Raw genomic sequence first — 15,208 nt, 5'->3', positions numbered from 1 at the left:
CATCGGCTACACCAAAGCGAAAGCAATGGGAGTATTCGGAAAATGGCAAAGGTTGCATTCATCGGTCTCGGCGTGATGGGGTATCCCATGGCCGGCCACCTCAAGGTCCGCGGCGGACACGAACTGACGGTCTATAATCGCACCTTCGCCAAGGCCGAGAAATGGGCTGCCGAATTCGGCGGTCGCGCGGCACGCACGCCGGCCGAAGCCGCCGACGGCGCCGACTTCGTCTTCTGCTGCGTCGGCAATGACGACGACCTGCGCTCGGTAACGACAGGCAAGGACGGCGCCTTCGAAACGCTTGGCGCCAACGCGGTCTTCATCGACAACACCACCGCTTCCGCCGAGGTCGCCCGCGAACTCTACGAAGCGGCGAAGGCCCGCAACGCCCACTTCGTCGACGCGCCGGTCTCCGGCGGCCAGGCGGGTGCCGAAAACGGCGTTCTGACGGTCATGTGCGGCGGCGAAGAGCCAGCCTTCGATCGCGCCAAGCCGGTCATCGAGGCCTTTGCCCGCATGGTCGGCCTGATGGGGCCGGCCGGCGCTGGCCAGATCACCAAGATGATCAACCAGATCTGCATCGCAGGCCTCGTCCAGGGGCTCGCCGAGGGCATCCACTTCGGCAAGAAGGCAGGCCTCGACATCGAGAAGGTCGTCGACGTCATCTCCAAGGGTGCTGCCGGCTCCTGGCAGATGGAAAACCGCCACAAGACGATGAATGCCGGAAAGTACGACTTCGGCTTCGCCGTCGACTGGATGCGCAAGGATCTCGACATCGTGCTGGCTGAAGCCCGCCGCAACGGCGCCAAGCTGCCGGTGACGGCCCTCGTCGATCAGTTCTACGGCGACGTGCAGGAGATGGGCGGCAATCGCTGGGATACGTCGTCGCTGCTTGCCCGCCTCGAAAAATGAGCCTCGGCCCATCCTCGACCGCAGGCGAGGTCATCGCTCACCTGCGGTCGCTCGGCTCTGAAGACAATCTCGCCGGCATGGCGCGCTTCGGTATTGTCACTGAAGCCGCTCTCGGGCTCTCCAATGTCGAGCTGCACAAGGTCGCGCGGCTGGTGAAGACCAATCACCAACGGGCGCTGGAGCTCTGGCAGTCCGGCATTCGCGAGGCGCGCATCCTCGCCGCCTTCACTGCCGACCCGAAAGCGCTGACGCTAAAAGAGGCGCGCCACTGGGCGGAAGATTGCAATTCCTGGGAAGTCGTCGACACCGTTGCCGACCTCTTCGTCACCGCGCGCTTCGAGCGCGAACTGATCCCTGAGTTCGCAGCCGACGAACGAGAGTTCGTCCGGCGCATCGCGTTTGCGATGATCGCCACGGCCGCAGTCCACCTGAAGAAGGAACCGGATGCGATGCTCATGGACTGGTTGCCGCTGATCGAGCGGCACGCAACGGACGATCGGAACTTCGTCAAGAAGGCGGTCAACTGGGCGCTCAGGCAGATCGGCAAGCGCAGTGCGGCCTGCCACGGTCCGACGCTGACGCTCGCTGAACGCTTGGCCGAAAGCTCGAGCCGCGCGGCCCGCTGGACGGGCAAGGACGCGGTCAGGGAGCTTGGGAGCGACAAGGTGCTGGCACGGCTAGGCCTTGATCCAAGCCGCGCCCGCTAGCGCAGTCGCTCAATCCTCCGAGGATTTCGCCTGGTCGATCATCATGTAATCGAGCGGCAGTTCGGTGGTGTACTTGATCTGCTCCATGGCAAATGCGGACGAGACGTCACGGATCTCGATCTTGGCGATCATGCGCTTGTAGAAAGCATCGTAGGCGGCGATATCCGGCACGACCACGCGCAGCAGATAGTCGACGTCGCCGCTCATGCGATAGAATTCGACCACCTCGGGAAATTCGGACACGACCTCGGAGAAGCGGCGAAGCCATTCCATCGAGTGCGAATTCGTGCGGATCGACACGAAGACCGTGACTTTGGTGTTGATCTTCACCGGGTCAAGAAGGGCGACGCGGCGGCGGATGACGCCGTCCTCTTCCATCTTCTGGATACGCCGCCAGCACGGCGTAGTCGAAAGCCCCACCTTCTTGGCAAGGTCGGCAACGGCCAGCGTGGAATCCTCCTGCAGCAGGCGCAGGATTTTGCGGTCTAGGCGGTCCATGAAAGTCCCTCTCGAATTATTTTTCCCTCTATAGCGCGAAATTGGTGAAGATAAAGAAAATTGTTTCAGGCGGTGAGCGTCAGCACCCGCTCCCGCAGGAACGGCAGTACATCCGCCTCGAACCAGGGATTGCGCTTCAGCCAGCCGGTATTGCGCCAGCTCGGATGCGGTAACGGAAGGATGGCGGGGTCGGCGTTGCGCAACGCATAGCGCCGCCAATCCTTCACCGTCTCGGTCATCGATTTCGGGCAGGCAGGCCCGATATGCCAGCGCTGCGCATAATGACCGATCGCCAGCACCAGTTCGACCTGTGGCATCCGGTCCATGACCCGCTGCCGCCACAAGGGCGCGCATTCCCGACGCGGCGGCAGGTCACTGCCATGGGCGTCGTAACCCGGAAAGCAGAAGCCCATCGGCACGATCGCGAAATTCGCCGGGTCGTAGAAGGTTTCGCGGTCCACCCCCAGCCATTGCCGAAGCCGATCGCCGGACGCGTCGTTGAAGGGTAGTCCGCTTTCGTGCACGCGAAGTCCCGGCGCCTGCCCGGCAATAAGGATACGCGCGGTCGTCGAGATCACCGCCACCGGCCGCGGCTCATGCGGCAAGCGGTCGTCGACGCCGCGCAGCGGATTGTCGCGACAGATGCGGCAGGCGGCGATCTCGGCCCGCAGCCGTTCCAGGTCTGGCAGATCGTCTTCAGGCATCGGCGATACCTGCAAACAAGGCGGTCAGTTGCTCCAGCAGCCAGCGCCTGATCGTCTCGAGCCAACCATCGACCAGATGCGGCCCCTCGTCCGGATGACTATTCGTGCGGCGCCATTCCTGCGGCGCCGTGAAAGTGCCGACCCAAATGCCGCGCCGGTCTTTCTCCGCCCGCGCCTCTTCCGCCTGATAGCGCCCGTAGCTGACCGCATAACCCGACAGCACCATCTCACGACCGATATCCCGCCCACCGGCCTCGCATGTGCCGAGGTCGCGACCGTATCGATCCCGCCCATGGAAGCGGCAGCGGACGTCGCCCGCGGAAATCAGCATTCGCAAACGATCGCGCGCCTGGAGGCCACAATCCCAGGTCTCGCCGGCGCGCTCGCAGCGCTGGTCGAGTTCCGGCGCATCGATCCCCTCGATGCGGATGCGCTTGCCGTCAAGCCGAAGACTGTCGCCATCACTTGCGATTGCGGCTCCGCGCGCCTCACCGGTCGCGGCCCGCTCCCCCACGGGCAGCTTGTCGGCATAATAGGCGACAATCGAAAGCAGCAGGAGGATGATCCATCCGCTGAGCATGCCGCCACGGCCGGCAGATCTCGAGCGGCCCGTAGACCCTCCGCTTCGCCCGCCGGTGAAGCGGTATCTCGTTCGGCCCGATTTCACGTTTCCCTGCACCTCTACTGTTGCGCACGCTGAATCTGGGGGCGAGACAACGTCATAAACATCGACGATTCCAAAAGCTTAGAGACAATAGCTCATGCGATGAGCGTCACTTTCGGCAAAAAGACACCACCGCGCCATAATGGTTGTCGAATCCTTCACACACGGCAGCAACTTCTTAAGGATTGCTCACTAGACTGCAATGAAACCATAACCTTTGCATAAGAGCATGAGTATCGCCGCCAGCACCTCGACAGATAAGATTATTGTCGACAAGTCGCGAAACCATCGAAACAAGGCAGTTTCGAGGACGGTTCGCGCGACGCGCGAACGGCTGCAAACGGGCTCGTCCGTACCTTCGGGTTTCGAGCGCGAGATGCTCAACCTTTACATCGAATCTGCCCTCCACAGCGCCATCGCCATACCGCTGCTCGTGACGCTGATTGCGGCCGTCGGTGTCTATCTCTCCGGCAGTCTCGGCATCGTCCTCTGGGCCCTGATGACCCTCTCGGCGCACGCCGTGACGCTCGTGCTGGCGAGGAAGGCACGCAAGAAGGACATCGTTGCGGAGAAGGTCCCGGTCTGGCGCCGGCGTTTCCTCTTCGGCCAGGTCCTGATGGGCCTCTGCTGGGCGGCCTTCGTCGCGCAGGATTGCGCCGCATGCGGCGATGTCCGCTTCGGCTTCTTCGAAGGCACCGCTCTGCTCTTTGCGCTCGCGGCCACCGCCATGGGCACGTTCCTGCTCCGCAATGCCCTTCTGTGCACCTTCACGCCGGTGATCGCCGCACTCGCATTCGCCTCGCTGGCGACCGGCAATCCGATCTATATCGGTCTGACGGGCATCATCTCGCTGTCGATGCTCTTCCTGGTCTTCATGACCGACCGCATGAACCGCGCCAATGTCCACATACTCTCGGTTCAATCGGAAAAGGACGACCTGATCGCCGAGCTCGAAGTGGCAAAGTCGATGTCGGACGAAGCCCGGCGCAGGGCGGAAGAAGCGAACCTTGCCAAGTCGCGTTTCCTCGCCTCCATGTCGCATGAGCTGCGCACGCCGCTAAACGCCATCCTCGGCTTCTCCGAGGTGATGTCGACGGAAGTCCTGGGGCCGCTCAGCAACCCGACCTACAAGGAATACACCAACGACATCCATCGCTCCGGCGAGCATTTGCTGAACCTCATCAACGAGATCCTCGACCTGTCGCGTATCGAGGCCGGCCGCTACGATCTGAACGAGGATGCAGTCAGCCTTGTCGAAATCGCCGAGGATTGCGTCGGCATGGTGCAACTGCGGGCGCGCGCCAAGAACATCACCATCCACTCGCAGTTCGAAGTCGGCATGCCCTCGGTCTGGGTCGACGAGAAGTCGATGCGGCAGGTCATCCTCAACCTTCTGTCCAATGCGGTCAAATTCACCAATGCAGGCGGCGAAGTCACCTTCAAGGTCGGCTGGACAGCCGGCGGCGGGCAATATCTCTCGATCAAGGACAACGGTCCGGGCATCCCCGAGGAGGAAATCCCGATCGTGCTGTCTGCCTTCGGACAAGGCTCGATCGCAATCAAGAGCGCCGAACAGGGCACCGGCCTTGGCCTGCCGATCGTCCAGGCCATTCTCGCCAAGCACAATGGCGAATTCATCCTGCGCTCCAAGCTCAGGGAAGGCACGGAGGCAATCGCCATCCTGCCGGCCCGCCGCGTGCTCGAAAGCCTGCCGGCGGTCGAGGACGTTGCCGCTCCCGTGCGCCGTCGCAAGAGCTTCGCCTGATCCATGTTCATTGAAACGCCACGCCTCAGGCTTCGGCCCTGGGAAGAGCGCGACATTGCGCCCTTTGCGGCCGCCAACGCCGACCCTGAGGTGCGCCGCTACTACTTTCCCGACATTTTGACGTTACAAGAGACGGCTGCGATGGTTGCCGACTGCGACGCGCACCTGCGCAGGCGCGGATTCGGATTCGTGGCGGTCGAACGCAAGGTGGACGGAGCCCTGATCGGCGGTCTCGGCCTTTCGCATGCCGGAGACGAGATCCCCGGCGGCCCGCATGTCGAAATCGGATGGATCCTTGCCCGCCCCTACTGGCGGCAGGGATATGCGCTCGAAGCGGCGAGCGCCTGCCTGCGCCATGCCTGGTCAGCACTCGGGCTTACGGAAATCATCGGCTACACTTCGCGTATCAACGAACCGTCGCGTGCCCTCATGGAAAAGCTCGGCATGCGCTCGGACCCGGCGGAAGATTTCGACGACGTAACGGTGCCTGAGGGCAATCCCCTGCGCCCGCACGTGCTCTATCGGATAAAGTCGACCGGTCGCCGCTGACGGTTCAGTTCAGGAAGCCGTCGAAGATCACGACGTAGCCGGCATAGACGGCGTTGGCGACGATCAGGCAGAGGCAGGCGAAGGAACCGAGGTCCTTGGCGTTCTTGCCCATTTCCGAGATCTCCGGCGACACGCGGTCGACGATTTCCTCGATCGCCGTGTTGATCGCCTCGAAGGCCATCATCAGGAGGAACAGGATCGCCATCGCGACATATTGGAAGAAGGTCGCGCCAACGATGACAAAGGCAACCACGGCGATGCCGAAGGCGATCAGTTCATGGCGGAAGGCAGCCTCGCTGATCAGCCGTTTCGCGCCGCCCAGCGAATAGCTGGCGGCAGCGAAGAGATGGCGAATGCCGGTCTGCTTCTCGACGGGACCCGTCTGTCCAATACGGTGCGTGGTGTTCTTGGCGTCCATTTCTTCTCGACTGGCTTGAAACTGCGCTTGCTTCGACATCGTGAATGAGGCGAATGCAAGGCGTTTGGCGGTTGCAGGGGCCCAAGACGACAGTTAGGGCTGCATGTGCGCTTTGGATAGGCGAGAAGCACGCGACCATCAAGGCCCGTCACACGCTGGAATGGTGCGCGCGACAGGCATTCGACAGCAATTGGCCGGCTTTGCCGTGAAAGCCGGCCGTACCTTGATCATTCCTTGTTGCTGACACCCGCCTGCGCAAACGTCGCCATGCCGCTGTGGCAGGCAGCTGCCGCCTTGACGATGCCGGCGGCAAGGGCAGCCCCCGTCCCTTCGCCGAGCCGCATGCCGAGCGCCAGCAGCGGCGTCTTGCCGAGCTTCTCGATCGCGCGGATATGGCCCGGTTCGCCCGAGACATGGCCGATCAGGCAGTGATCGAGTGCGGACGGATTGGCCGCCTTCAGGATCGACGCTGCCGCAGTCGCAACGTAGCCGTCGATGATAACCGGAACCTTCTGAACACGTGCCGCAAGGATGGCACCCGCCATCGCCGCGATCTCGCGACCGCCGAGACGGCGCATCAGCTCGAGCGGGTCGGAAAGGTGATCGCGATGGAGTGCCACCGCCTTCTCGACCGCCGCAATCTTGCGCTTCAACACTTCGCCTTCGGAGCCGGTACCCGGACCCACCCATTCCTCGGCCGTGCCGCCATAGAGGCCGAGATTGATCGCGGCCGCGATCGTGGTGTTGCCGATGCCCATTTCACCGATGCAGAGAAGGTCCGCGCCACCGGCAACCGCCTCCATGCCGAAGGCCATCGTCGCGGCGCAATCCCGCTCGGAGAGTGCCGCTTCCTCGGTGATATCGCCGGTCGGGTATTCGAGTGCCAGGTCGAAGACCTTGAGGCCGAGGTCGTGACTGACGCAGATCTGGTTGATCGCAGCACCGCCGGCGGCGAAGTTCTCGACCATCTGGGCCGTGACGGAAGACGGGAACGGGGTGACGCCCTGGCGGGTGACGCCATGGTTGCCGGCAAAGATCGCCACCAGCGGCCGGTTGACCGCCGGCGCCTTTCCGGTCCAGGCAGCGAGCCAGAAGGCGATTTCTTCGAGACGCCCGAGCGCGCCCGGCGGCTTCGTCAGCTGCGCATCCCGCTCCCGCGCGGCGACCAGCGCAGCCGAATCCGGCCCCGGCAGGTTGCGCAACAATTCGCGGAAATCATCAAACGGCAGGCCGCTGGCACTCATGCTGGGAATCCTTGCATCATCGTGAATCTCCGTTCCTCATAGAGGGCGTGGAATATTCGGGCAACGGCATTTGCGCCAATCCGCGTCGCCGGAGCATGATCCTTGACGGGATGGACGATTCGACGCACCGCGGTTCTCGATGCTCATCACGCTCTCACTTGCGGGCGGCTGTGACATCTGCGATTGCCGCTGAGGGCCAGATCTTTGGAGGGGCCATGGGCTTTCTGGGCGATTTCTGTGACGACGTGGCGCGCTCGATCGGCTTCCTGAGCCGCATCCCCATGCCGGGGCGCCACTTCGTCGGATATGACGGTCGTCTGGACCGGGCCGTGCGCGCCTTCCCGCTCGCGGGCATCGTGATCGTCCTGCCGTCTGCCGCCGCTGCCAGCGCCATGATCGCACTCAATGTGAGTTCGCTCTTTGCCGCCTTCGTCGTCGTCGCCATCCAGGCGCTCCTGACCGGCGCGCTGCACGAGGACGGCCTTGGCGATACGGCCGACGGTTTCGGCGGCGGACGCGACCGCGACGCGGCCCTCATCATCATGAAGGACAGCCGCGTCGGCAGCTACGGCGTCGTCGCGCTCATTCTCTCCTTCGGTCTGCGCGTCTCGGCGCTCGCCTCGATCCTGCCGCTGTTCACGCCCTTGGGCGCCGGCATGGCGATCCTCGGCGCTGCAGCACTCAGCCGCGCCGCCATGGTCTGGCACTGGTCGGGCCTGCCGCCTGCCCGGCGCGACGGTGTTGCGGCCGCAGCCGGCGAGCCGGACCCGGCAGCCACGCGCTTCGCCCTTGGCTTCGGCCTGATTGCGGCCATGCTGCTCTTCTATTTCGCCCGGGTCCCGGCTCTCGGCCTGATCGCCGCGCTCCTCGCCGTCTTCGTTGCGGTCAAGGGATTCGGTCGGATCGCCACCCGCAAGATCGGCGGCCACACCGGCGACACCATCGGCGCCACACAGCAACTCACCGAAATCGCGGTGTTGGGTGCCCTTGCGATGACCGTGTGAAACATCGATATATCAAGGGAAAAATAGAGCAAGGCCATGGAATCTCCCTGCATTCTCGTCTGTTCGATCGATGACAAGACCGGCTACTGTTTCGGCTGCGGCCGCACGCGTGATGAAATCGGCCGCTGGACGCTGTACACCGATGCCGAACGCCGGGCGATCATGACCACGCTGCCCGATCGGCTGGAGACAGTTGAACGCAAGCCCCGGCGCGAAACGCGCCGCAGCCGCATGGCGAGGGAACGCGGCCAAGCATGACCCGTCTCTTCATCCTGCTCTCGATCCTGGCCATCGGCCTCATCCTGCTGATCGTCAACCATGATGCCGGCCGCACCATGGGCCTTGCCAACGACGACTTCGGCAGGCTCGTGTCGCTGGGCGCCATCGCCACGCTGATCGGCGCCGGCGTTGTGCAGAACCGTCACCGTTTCGGCGAAGGGCTGCGCCAGGTTGCCATTTGGCTCCTCATCACGCTCGCCCTCGTCTCGGCCTATGTCTACCGCTTCGAGCTGCAGGGCTTCGGCAATCGCCTGCTTGCCGGCCTCGTTCCCGGCCGCGCTACCGTGATCACCGACAGCGAAGGCCAGCAGGAAGTGGTGCTGCACAAGATGCTGAACGGCCACTTCGAAACCGGCGCAATGGTCAACGGCAAGGATATCAGCATGCTGGTCGACACCGGCGCCAGCAGCATCGCGCTGACCTACGAGGATGCCGAACGGATCGGCCTCGACCCGGAAAACCTCAGCTACATCGTCACCGTCATGACGGCCAACGGCCGCGCGCAGGCCGCGCCCGTCATGCTCCAGGAAATCTCCGTCGGACCCATCACCCGCCGCAACATCGGCGCGACAGTGGCCGCCAAGGGGCGGCTCGACCAGAGCCTGCTCGGCATGAGCTTCCTGTCGACGCTGGAGATGCTGCAGATGCGCACCGACGAGTTGCGCCTGCGTGACTGACCGTCGATCGCGCCGGGCGCACCCCGCCCTGTCGCGCCAAGAGACGAAACCACGGACGCGAGAGGGCGCCTCATGGATTTCATGCGACTGTTGAAGTCGATTGAGGAGCTCCTGTACGAGCTCGTCTGCTGGCTGCTCTTCTATCCGCTGACCATGTGGCGCACGCTTCGCCGCCCCCAAGCGATGATGCGCTACGCCGACGTCGAGCTCGGTGACGAGGTGCCGGATCAGTATTCGGACGCGCTGAGCCCGCCGCTGTTTCTGCTGATCACGCTGCTCCTGGCGCACGCAATGGAACTCGGCCTCGTCAGGCAGGCTGCTCCCTGGTCGGCAACGTCGCTGCTCGCTTCCGATTCCAACCTGCTGATGTTTCGTGCCGTCGCCTTCAGCATCCTGCCCTTGCTGATGGCGGTGAAGCTGCTGCGCCACAAGGGCGCCAAGCTGACGCGCGACACGCTGCGCCCGCCCTTCTTCAGCCAATGCTACGCCACGGCACCCTTTGCCTTCGCGATCAGCCTGGGCGGCCAATTGCTGTTGGCAGGGCACAATGCGTTTACGCCCGTCGGCGCCGTCTTCGTGGCCGCCTCGATCGTATGGTACATCGTAGCCGAGACGCGCTGGTTCATGGCCGACCTCGGGCTTTCCGCTGTGCGGGCGCTTCTCCACGTCGTCGTGACGATCCTTCAGGCCCTGCTTGCGATGGTCGTCGCCAGCGTCATCATTGCCTATGCGAGTGGAGCGGTGCGAGTGCCGGCACTCTGACGGCCGCTGGCCGTCAGTTTCTCAAGCGATAACCGGTGCGGAAGATCCATGCGAGGATCGTCATGCAGGCCGTCAGGAAAGCGAGGATGATCACAGCGCTGAAGATCGGGTTGACGTCGGACACCTCGAAGAAGCTCCAGCGGAAACCGCTGATCAGGTAGAGCACGGGGTTGAAGTGGCTGACCGCCTGCCAGAAGGGTGGCAGCATCTTGATCGAATAGAAGCTGCCGCCAAGGAAGACGAGTGGCGGGATCACCAACATCGGGATCAGGTTCAGCTGCTCGAAATCCTTTGCCCAGATGCCGATGATGAAGCCGAACAGGCTGAAGGAAATGGCCGTCAGCACGAAGAAGAATATCATGACGAACGGATGCGCGATCGTCAGGTCGACGAACAGCGAGGCCGTCAAGAGGATGATCGTCCCGATCATCAGCCCCTTGGTCGCCGCCGCGCCGACGTAGCCGAGCACGATCTCGAGCATCGAGACCGGCGAGGACAGGACCTCGTAGATCGTACCGGTGAATTTGGGGAAGTAGATGCCGAAGGAGCCGTTGCCGATGCATTGGGTCAAAAGCGTCAGCATCATCAGTCCGGGGGTGATGAAGGCGCCGTAGGAAACGCCGTCGATCTCCTGGATCCGCCCGCCGATCGCAGCGCCAAAGACGATGAAATAGAGCGAGGTCGAGATGACCGGCGACACGACGCTCTGCAACAATGTCCGGCGGGTGCGGGCCATCTCGAAGAAATAGATCGACTTGATCGCTTCGATGTTCATCGCCCTGCCCCCACGATTTCGACGAAGATGTCCTCCAGCGAGCTTTGCCGCGTGGAGATGTCCTTGAGCCTGATACCGGCTTCAGCCAAGGCGGCCAGAAACGCGGTGATCCCGGTGCGTTCGGCGCTCGTGTCGTAATCGTAGATCAGACAATGGCCGTCCCCCTCGAGCGTCAGATTATAGTCGGACAGCGTTTCGGGAACCCCGTCCAGCGGATGGGCGAGATCGACGCGCAACTGCTTGCGCCCGAGCTTCGACATCAGCGCGACCTTGTCTTCGACCAGCAGAATCTTGCCGCCATTGATGACGCCGATGCGATCGGCGATTTCTTCCGCCTCTTCGATGTAGTGCGTCGTCAGGATGATCGTGACGCCGGAGGCACGCAACCGCTCGACCACCTCCCACATGCTCTTGCGCAGATTGACGTCGACACCGGCCGTCGGTTCGTCGAGGAAGAGTACCCGCGGCTCGTGCGACAACGCCTTGGCGATCAGCACGCGTCGCTTCATGCCGCCCGAAAGCTCGCGCAGCATGTTGTCCTTCTTGTCCCAGAGCGAAAGGTCCTTCAGCACCTTCTCGATATGAGCCGGATTAGGCTTCTTGCCGTGCAGCCCGCGGGAGAAGGAGACTGTGTTCCACACGGTTTCGAAGGCATCGGTCGTCAGTTCCTGCGGCACGAGCCCGATCATCGCGCGGGTCTCGCGAAAGTCGCGTACCACGTCATGGCCGCCAACAGTGACCGTTCCGCCGCTCGGATTGACGATGCCGCAGATGATGGAGATCAGGGTCGTCTTGCCGGCGCCGTTCGGGCCGAGCAGCGCCAGGATCTCGCCTTCCTCGATATCGAGGCTGACGCCCTTCAACGCCTGGAACCCGGAGGCATAGGTCTTCGACAGATTGGAAACGGAAACGATAGGCGCCATGAAGCTGATCCGGTGCGGGGGCGAAGTCGGCAGGTTTCGCCTATATGGGGCAATTGATTGCGATTTGCAGCCTACCGGATGGAAAAAACAAGGTGACGCTTTGTCAATGCGGCTGCGACAGGCGGGTCCCCGCCCCGGCGCCGCCGGCCGTTTGCGTGGGCTTGCGCGCCACCAGCCGGTCGTGGATCAGCATCCCGGCCACCATCGCCGCCACGAAAAGCATCGTCGCCGGCAGGCCGAGCGACAGCGATGCGAGTGCCGGGCCCGGGCAAAGGCCAACCAGTCCCCAACCGACGCCGAAGATTGCCGAGCCAACAATCAGTCGCCTGTCGATGACCCGGTTGTCCGGCAAATGGAAGGTTTCGTCGAACAAAGGTCGTTTGAGACGGCGTGTCAGCAGGACGCCGAGCGCAGAAACCAGGACGGCGCCGCCAAGCACGAAGGCAAGGCTTGGGTTCCAGTTGCCAGTGACATCCAGGAACGCCCGCACCCGCGCGGGATCGAGCATGCCCGACAGCGAAAGACCAAAACCGAACGCGAGGCCGGAGACGAGCGTCGCCGCAAGGCGGAAAACTGCACCGTTCATCCGACCAGGCCCATGACGAAGACCGTGACGATCGCCGCGCCCATGAAGGTGGCGACCGCCGCCATCGAACGCCGCGACAGCCTTGCAAGCCCGACGACGCCGTGGCCGCTGGTGCAGCCGGAGCCCATGCGGGAGCCGAAGCCGACCAGCAGGCCGCCGGCCACCAGCAGCGGCCAGGATGACGTGACCGTCACCGCCGGCCAGGTGCCGAAGACGAGATGAAAGACCAACGGCCCTGCCATCAGTCCCAGCACGAACAACGCCCCGGTGGAGGCCTGCACGCCTTGCAGCAGACGTCCAGCGATACCGCTGATCCCAGCCACCCGACCATTCGCCACCATCAGGATCGCTGCCGAGAGGCCGACCAACAGCCCGCCCGCCAGCGCATTCCCGTATTCACTCATGTTTTGGAACCATCCCGACAGAAGATCTGATAGAGCGCGCCAACGAGACGCGCCACCTTGTCGTGGCTAAGCCGATAGAAAACCTGCTTGGCCTGCCGACGCGTCGAGACAATGCCGGCATCGCGCAGCACGGTCAATTGCTGCGAGAGGGTCGGCTGACGAATGCTCAAGCTTTCTTCCAGTGCCGCCACCGAGTGTTCGCCCTCCAGCAAGGCGCTCGCGATCAGCAGTCGATTTCGGTTGGCGAGAGTTCTCAGGATTTTCGAAACTTCGCCGGCGTGCGCGGCCATATCCGTGCGCACCCCCGGAAATTGCATAACAGTTCCCATAGTCTCCTCCTGTCGTTGCCCTAGGAGTGTGTAGTGCCCCAATGCTTGCCGTGGCTTGCCGACCACTATCCATGATTGTTATACCAAAAAATATAATATCGTATTACTTATTAACAAACCAGACAAAACATGACCGCGCTATCAGCGCTATCCCCCCTTACCTGTCCGTTGACTGTCAAATCATATAGAAAATTCAGTTCGTTACAACGCAACCGCAACAAATGCGAAAACGCCATATTTGGGGCAACCGGCCGGACAACTTCAGTCAACCATGAAACTTCTGGTATAGTGTCCCGAAATGCGAGCCTGCGATGACACTACGGGGTCCTCGGCCGGAACGCCTGATGAGTTCCGACGTGGATGCAGGCTTCAACCGTTACCCGGCGAAAGATCCACAAAATGGATCGTCGCCAGTCGTCTGCCCTGTCACGAAACGGTGACGGACTTCGAGCAATTTGCTCGCGCGGCGCGATATCGCCCTTTGATTTGCGTTCGTGATTTGCAAACCGGAGCCTCCCCCTTTTGCTCCGGTTGTTGGGCCGGCCTCCCCGCCGGCCTCTTTTTTTGCCCGCTTTCGGCATGCAGGACCGCAGGAACAAGGTGCCGCGCTTCAGCCGTCAATCACAGTGGCGATAGCCGGTCTTGCGCGTTCTCAGATCGAAGTGGAAATGGTCCTTGTGGAACGGGTCGCTGCCCGGCCCAAGCACGGTGTTGAAATACTTGCAGCTATCGGAGCGCACGGCCTTCAGGAGACCGCGCTCGCGGAACGCGAAGAAGCCCTTCTTGCGAACATCGATTTCCTTGCCGTTCTTCAGCACGAACTTGCCGACATCGATGGCATTGCCGTGTGCGTGTTCGGACATGGGGTTGCCGCGGCGGGAGTTCATCGTGCGGCAGGAATAGCCGCCAAGCGGCTTGATGGTCTGGACACCCGACCAGTAGCGGTAGCGGGAGGATGGCGCGAGTTCGTATTTCACCCACTTGGCGAAGGCCTCGGTCACCTCGCAATTGAGCTTGACCGCCGGCTTCACGCCAATACCGCCGGAGAGGCCGCTGAGCTCGATCGGATAGTCGATGCCACAGGACGGCCCGTTGCTGATACGCGGGATGTCGCGAAAGACGACGCCGAGCTTCTTCAGGCGCTGGCGGCAAGAAATCTCCGAAGCCGGCATCTGGCCGGTATACTCGGGCGCCGACATCGGGTTGCGGACCCGCGGCAGGAACGCGACCTGTTGTGGCTCCTGCGCCCTTTGCACGGCACGCTGCTCCGCCATCGCGCGTGCCCGCTGGGCGTCTTCGGCCGCAGCCTTCTCGGCAGAAAGCGGTGGCAGATCGGGATCATAGCCAAGGTTCGCCTCGGACGCGGCCGCGCCTGCGGATGCGCGACCGAGCTGGCGCACATTGTCTTCGCCTATGCCGCCGACCACCGGCTGGCTGGCATTGCCCTCGGCGATCTCGTTGCTCTGCTCTTCCGCCAGGCCGACGACCGGCTGCTCGACGCCGAGCATGGCATCCATGTTGACGCCCTCATCGGGAATGGCAGTGGAACCCGCATTCGCCGGCTGCGCGCCGGAGGAGACCGCCTCGTCGCTGTCGATCATCGGCAGAGACCGCCGCGTTTGTTCCGGCGCGGCCTGCGCCGGCGCAGCATAGCCGCGGGTGCCATTGCTCATCGAACTCGACGTTGCGGCGGGATAGGCGGCCACTTCTTCCTGCGGCACCGCATCGACGGGCACCGGCCCGATCGAGCCGACCCGGGAGCCGCCATCGATCCGTCCGGGCGGCGAAAGCGCGTCATCGGTCGAACAGGCGACAAGCGACAGTGAAAGAACGAGTGCCGTCAGCGGGCGATGGAGACCGGTAACATACGTCATACCGAACTGCGCCTTCCTCCAAACGGTCAAAGAGACCGTCATTCATCACCCCGCCGCCCCCGCAGCGGCGCACCCACCGGCACGCAAAGATCGCTGCAGCACATCGAATTGCTGCCTATCGCCTGTGTCGCAAA

Annotated in this window: 19 protein-coding genes; 8 read left to right on the top strand and 11 right to left on the bottom strand. The window is 63.0% G+C overall.

Annotation, left to right across the window (positions count from 1 at the left end; all coding sequences use genetic code 11):
- The first annotated feature begins 42 nt into the window (after positions 1–42).
- Positions 43–912, top strand: coding sequence for an NAD(P)-dependent oxidoreductase (locus tag AB4Z53_RS18440; RefSeq protein WP_113539427.1), 870 nt, complete (start codon positions 43–45; stop codon positions 910–912).
- The gene (locus tag AB4Z53_RS18435) at positions 909–1,619 is read left to right on the top strand and encodes a DNA alkylation repair protein (RefSeq protein WP_113539426.1); all 711 of its coding nucleotides are present in this window, start codon (positions 909–911) and stop codon (positions 1,617–1,619) included. Before AB4Z53_RS18440 ends, AB4Z53_RS18435 begins: the two co-directional genes overlap by 4 nt.
- 9 nt (positions 1,620–1,628) lie before the next feature.
- Here AB4Z53_RS18435 and AB4Z53_RS18430 read toward each other — a convergent pair whose 3' ends face one another.
- The 3 genes from AB4Z53_RS18430 to AB4Z53_RS18420 form a co-directional block, all read right to left on the bottom strand.
- A complete protein-coding gene (locus AB4Z53_RS18430) occupies positions 1,629–2,117 on the bottom strand; it encodes an Lrp/AsnC family transcriptional regulator (RefSeq protein ID WP_113539425.1) in 489 nt (162 codons plus the stop codon).
- 65 nt (positions 2,118–2,182) lie between these two features.
- Positions 2,183–2,821, bottom strand: a complete 639-nt coding sequence (locus AB4Z53_RS18425) for a uracil-DNA glycosylase family protein (RefSeq protein WP_113539424.1) — start codon at positions 2,819–2,821, stop codon at positions 2,183–2,185.
- Positions 2,814–3,401 (bottom strand): thermonuclease family protein, encoded by a 588-nt coding sequence (locus AB4Z53_RS18420; RefSeq protein WP_113539423.1) that lies wholly within the window; start codon positions 3,399–3,401, stop codon positions 2,814–2,816. Before AB4Z53_RS18420 ends, AB4Z53_RS18425 begins: the two co-directional genes overlap by 8 nt.
- Before the next feature lie 313 nt (positions 3,402–3,714).
- Here AB4Z53_RS18420 and AB4Z53_RS18415 point away from each other — a divergent pair, with 313 nt between their 5' ends.
- A complete protein-coding gene (locus AB4Z53_RS18415; RefSeq protein WP_113539422.1) occupies positions 3,715–5,250 on the top strand; it encodes a sensor histidine kinase in 1,536 nt (511 codons plus the stop codon).
- A gap of 3 nt (positions 5,251–5,253) precedes the next feature.
- Positions 5,254–5,799: a GNAT family N-acetyltransferase gene (locus AB4Z53_RS18410; protein ID WP_113539421.1), complete on the top strand. Its 546-nt coding sequence runs from the start codon at positions 5,254–5,256 to the stop codon at positions 5,797–5,799.
- 4 nt (positions 5,800–5,803) lie between these two features.
- Here AB4Z53_RS18410 and AB4Z53_RS18405 read toward each other — a convergent pair whose 3' ends face one another.
- The gene (locus tag AB4Z53_RS18405; protein ID WP_113539420.1) at positions 5,804–6,217 is read right to left on the bottom strand and encodes a diacylglycerol kinase; all 414 of its coding nucleotides are present in this window, start codon (positions 6,215–6,217) and stop codon (positions 5,804–5,806) included.
- A 227-nt stretch (positions 6,218–6,444) separates the two neighbouring features.
- Positions 6,445–7,461, bottom strand: coding sequence for a nicotinate-nucleotide--dimethylbenzimidazole phosphoribosyltransferase (gene cobT / locus AB4Z53_RS18400; RefSeq protein WP_113539419.1), 1,017 nt, complete (start codon positions 7,459–7,461; stop codon positions 6,445–6,447).
- A gap of 215 nt (positions 7,462–7,676) precedes the next feature.
- On the opposite strand from cobT, the gene AB4Z53_RS18395 reads away from it, so the two are divergent.
- The 4 genes from AB4Z53_RS18395 to AB4Z53_RS18380 all read left to right on the top strand — a co-directional run bounded on the left by AB4Z53_RS18395 (position 7,677) and on the right by AB4Z53_RS18380 (position 10,183).
- Entirely contained in the window at positions 7,677–8,465 is a 789-nt protein-coding gene (locus AB4Z53_RS18395) for an adenosylcobinamide-GDP ribazoletransferase (RefSeq protein ID WP_113539418.1), read from the top strand.
- Positions 8,466–8,501: 36 nt separating this feature from the next.
- A complete protein-coding gene (locus AB4Z53_RS18390; RefSeq protein ID WP_173516725.1) occupies positions 8,502–8,723 on the top strand; it encodes a DUF1289 domain-containing protein in 222 nt (73 codons plus the stop codon).
- Positions 8,720–9,421, top strand: a complete 702-nt coding sequence (locus tag AB4Z53_RS18385; protein WP_291149981.1) for a retropepsin-like aspartic protease family protein — start codon at positions 8,720–8,722, stop codon at positions 9,419–9,421. The genes AB4Z53_RS18390 and AB4Z53_RS18385 overlap by 4 nt, the downstream gene beginning before the upstream one ends.
- Positions 9,422–9,493: 72 nt before the next feature.
- Entirely contained in the window at positions 9,494–10,183 is a 690-nt protein-coding gene (locus AB4Z53_RS18380; protein WP_441596969.1) for a permease, read from the top strand.
- 13 nt (positions 10,184–10,196) lie between these two features.
- Here the strand turns inward: AB4Z53_RS18380 and AB4Z53_RS18375 are convergent, their stop codons facing one another.
- The 6 genes from AB4Z53_RS18375 to AB4Z53_RS18350 form a co-directional block, all read right to left on the bottom strand.
- On the bottom strand, positions 10,197–10,958 hold the full coding sequence (locus AB4Z53_RS18375) for an ABC transporter permease (protein WP_223727559.1): 762 nt from the start codon (positions 10,956–10,958) through the stop codon (positions 10,197–10,199).
- On the bottom strand, positions 10,955–11,881 hold the full coding sequence (locus AB4Z53_RS18370; protein WP_291149977.1) for an ABC transporter ATP-binding protein: 927 nt from the start codon (positions 11,879–11,881) through the stop codon (positions 10,955–10,957). Before AB4Z53_RS18370 ends, AB4Z53_RS18375 begins: the two co-directional genes overlap by 4 nt.
- A gap of 103 nt (positions 11,882–11,984) precedes the next feature.
- Positions 11,985–12,467, bottom strand: a complete 483-nt coding sequence (locus AB4Z53_RS18365; protein WP_291149975.1) for a YeeE/YedE family protein — start codon at positions 12,465–12,467, stop codon at positions 11,985–11,987.
- On the bottom strand, positions 12,464–12,871 hold the full coding sequence (locus AB4Z53_RS18360; protein WP_441596966.1) for a YeeE/YedE family protein: 408 nt from the start codon (positions 12,869–12,871) through the stop codon (positions 12,464–12,466). The genes AB4Z53_RS18365 and AB4Z53_RS18360 overlap by 4 nt, the downstream gene beginning before the upstream one ends.
- Positions 12,868–13,200 (bottom strand): metalloregulator ArsR/SmtB family transcription factor, encoded by a 333-nt coding sequence (locus tag AB4Z53_RS18355; RefSeq protein WP_441596964.1) that lies wholly within the window; start codon positions 13,198–13,200, stop codon positions 12,868–12,870. The genes AB4Z53_RS18360 and AB4Z53_RS18355 overlap by 4 nt, the downstream gene beginning before the upstream one ends.
- A 617-nt stretch (positions 13,201–13,817) precedes the next feature.
- Complete coding sequence (locus AB4Z53_RS18350; protein WP_291149967.1) at positions 13,818–15,074, bottom strand: extensin-like domain-containing protein; 1,257 nt, start codon at positions 15,072–15,074, stop codon at positions 13,818–13,820.
- Positions 15,075–15,208 lie beyond the last annotated feature (134 nt).

Source organism: Ensifer sp. 2TAB8 (assembly GCF_052115125.1).
In the GTDB taxonomy this organism is placed as follows: domain Bacteria; phylum Pseudomonadota; class Alphaproteobacteria; order Rhizobiales; family Rhizobiaceae; genus Ensifer.
The sequence above is the reverse complement of the archived record's forward strand: the minus strand, read 5'-3'. Positions and strand labels throughout refer to the sequence as shown.